This is a genomic window from Clostridium sp. CF012 (assembly GCF_018861755.1).
Classification (GTDB): Bacteria; Bacillota; Clostridia; order Clostridiales; family Clostridiaceae; genus Clostridium_AD.
This window is the reverse complement of sequence record NZ_JAHLEF010000076.1, coordinates 1-2,892: the sequence shown is the minus strand read 5'-3', so window position 1 is coordinate 2,892 and position 2,892 is coordinate 1. Positions and strand designations below refer to the sequence as shown.

Genomic DNA, 2,892 nt, shown 5'->3' with positions numbered 1-2,892 from the left:
ACAAATGGTAAGGGAATTTACAATAAATGAAGTTGAACCAATAGCTGCAGAAATAGATAGAACAGAAAGATTTCCTTCAGAAACTGTAGAGAAAATGGCTAGATACCATATGCTTGGTATTCCAATTTCTACTGAATTTGGTGGAGCCGGCGGAGATAATTTATCTTACGCTATAGCCGTTGAAGAATTATCAAAAGCCTGTGGAACTACAGGAGTTATAGTTTCAGCTCACACTTCACTATGTGCAAGCCCAATAGACATGTTTGGTACATTAGAGCAAAAGAACAAATATCTAATTCCACTTGCAAAGGGTGAGAAATTAGGAGCTTTTGGATTAACTGAACCTAATGCAGGAACAGATGCGTCTGAGCAACAAACTACAGCAGTAATAGACGGAGATAATTATATATTAAATGGTTCAAAAATATTTATCACTAACGGTGGAGTAGCAGATACATTTATAGTCTTTGCTATGACTGATAAGAGTAAAGGAACAAAAGGAATTACCGCTTTCATAGTTGAAAAAGAGTTTCCTGGATTTTCAATTGGTAAACACGAAGATAAATTAGGAATAAGAGCATCTTCGACTACTGAACTTGTATTTGAAAATTGTATAGTTCCAAAAGAAAACATGCTTGGAAAAGAAGGAAGAGGCTTTGGTATAGCAATGAAAACTCTTGACGGAGGAAGAATTGGTATAGCTGCTCAAGCACTAGGGATTGCAGAAGGAGCACTAGAGGCAGCTGCTAAATACATGAAAGAAAGAAAACAATTTGGAAAACCACTTTCAGCATTCCAAGGACTTCAATGGATGATGGCTGAACTTGATGTTAAAGTTGAAGCTTCAAGACTTTTAGTATATAAGGCAGCATGGAATAAGGATAATGGTCTTCCATATGCATTGGAAGCTGCTAGAGCAAAATTATATGCATCAGAAACAGCTATGGAAGTTACAACTAAGGCTGTTCAAATCTTCGGAGGATATGGATATACAAAAGAATATCCAGTAGAAAGAATGATGAGAGATGCTAAGATAACTGAGATTTACGAAGGAACTTCACAAGTTCAAAAAATGGTTATTGCTGCAAACTTATTAAAGTAGGAGGGATTAAACAATGAATATAGTCGTATGTTTAAAACAAGTTCCAGATACAAATGAAGTTAAAATAGATCCTAAAACAGGAACCCTTATAAGAGAGGGAGTTCCATCAATTATAAATCCAGATGATAAAAATGCACTAGAAGAAGCTCTAAGGTTAAAAGATACCGATGGTGCACACGTAACAGTAATAAGCATGGGACCCCCACAAGCGGAAAAAGCACTAAGAGAAGCTCTAGCTATGGGAGCGGACGCTGCGATTTTAGTATCTGACAGAGCCTTTGCAGGTGCAGATACATTAGCTACATCACATGCACTAGCAGCAACTTTAAGAAAACTTGACTACGACATCGTTTTTGCAGGAAGACAAGCAATCGACGGAGATACAGCGCAAGTTGGCCCAGAGATTGCAGAGCACTTAGGTCTTGCTCAAATAACTTACGTTGAAAAAGTTGAAATAATTAATGGTGGATTAAAAGTTAGAAAAGCTTGGGAAGATGGATATGAAATCATAGAAGTTAAAACTCCTGTTCTTTTAACTGCTATTAAAGAGTTAAATCAGCCAAGATATATGAACATAAAAAACATATTTGATATGTATCAAAATAAAGAAGTTAAAGTTTGGAATGCAGACATTATTGGAGCAGACAAAGCTCTACTAGGACTAAACGGTTCACCAACAAAGGTTAAAAAGTCTATGACTAAAGAACCTAAAGGTAATGGAGAACTTGTTAAATTACAACCTAAGGAAGCAGCTCAGTATGTAGTTTCAAAATTAAAAGAAAACCACTTTATTTAAGGAGGGATCGTGCAATGAATATAGAAGATTACAAAGGAGTCTGGGTCTTTGCTGAGCAAAGAGATGGAGAACTTCAAAAGGTATCACTTGAGATTTTAGGTAAGGGACGTGAAATAGCTAATAAATTAGGCGAAGAGTTAACAGCTGTAGTACTTGGAGACAAAACAGATGCTATGACGGCCGAACTCGTAGCTTATGGCGCTGATAAGGTTATTGTTGCTGAGCACCCACTACTCGGTCACTTTTCAACTGATGCCTATGCAAAAGTTATTTGTGAACTAGCCAGCACGCGAAAGCCAGAGATAATTTTTATTGGAGCAAGTTATTTAGGAAGAGATTTAGGACCAAGAGTAGCCGCAAGACTTGCAACAGGACTTACAGCTGACTGTACTTCCCTAGACATAGATACAGAAACTAAAAACTTACTTATGACAAGACCAGCATTTGGAGGAAACTTAATGGCTACTATAGTTTGTGGAGATCATAGACCACAAATGGCTACTATTAGACCAGGAGTTTTTGAAAAATTAGCTAAAGATAAAAACAGAACTTGCAAGATTGAAAAAGTTACTGTAAACTTAACTGAAGCTGATATTAGAACTAAAACTTTAGAAGTTGTAAAGCTAGCTAAAGATATAGCAGATATTGGTGAAGCGAATATCATTGTATCTGGTGGTCGTGGAGTTGGGTCTAAAGAAAACTTTGCATTACTGGAAACCTTGGCAACTAGCCTTGGCGGAGTTGTTGGAGGATCTAGAGCAGCAGTTGAAAATGGTTGGGTAGATAAATCACTTCAAGTAGGACAAACAGGAAAAACTGTTAGACCAACTGTATATATAGCTTGTGGTATTTCAGGAGCAATTCAGCATTTAGCTGGTATGCAAGAATCTGATTTTATAATAGCTATAAATAAAGATGCAACAGCACCTATCATGAAGGTTGCAGATATTGCAATAGCTGGAGATTACACAAAAGTTCTTCCAGAAATGATAGC

3 protein-coding genes are annotated in these 2,892 nt (G+C 36.9%); all 3 read left to right on the top strand.

Going from position 1 to position 2,892, the window contains the following annotated elements:
* The coding region (locus KPL50_RS26200; protein WP_216301420.1) for an acyl-CoA dehydrogenase at positions 1-1,102 on the top strand (1,102 nt) is incomplete at its 5' end.
* A gap of 13 nt (positions 1,103-1,115) precedes the next feature.
* Entirely contained in the window at positions 1,116-1,898 is a 783-nt protein-coding gene (locus KPL50_RS26195; RefSeq protein ID WP_216301419.1) for an electron transfer flavoprotein subunit beta/FixA family protein, read from the top strand.
* A gap of 14 nt (positions 1,899-1,912) precedes the next feature.
* On the top strand, positions 1,913-2,892 hold a 980-nt coding region (locus tag KPL50_RS26190; protein WP_216301418.1), incomplete at its 3' end, for an electron transfer flavoprotein subunit alpha/FixB family protein.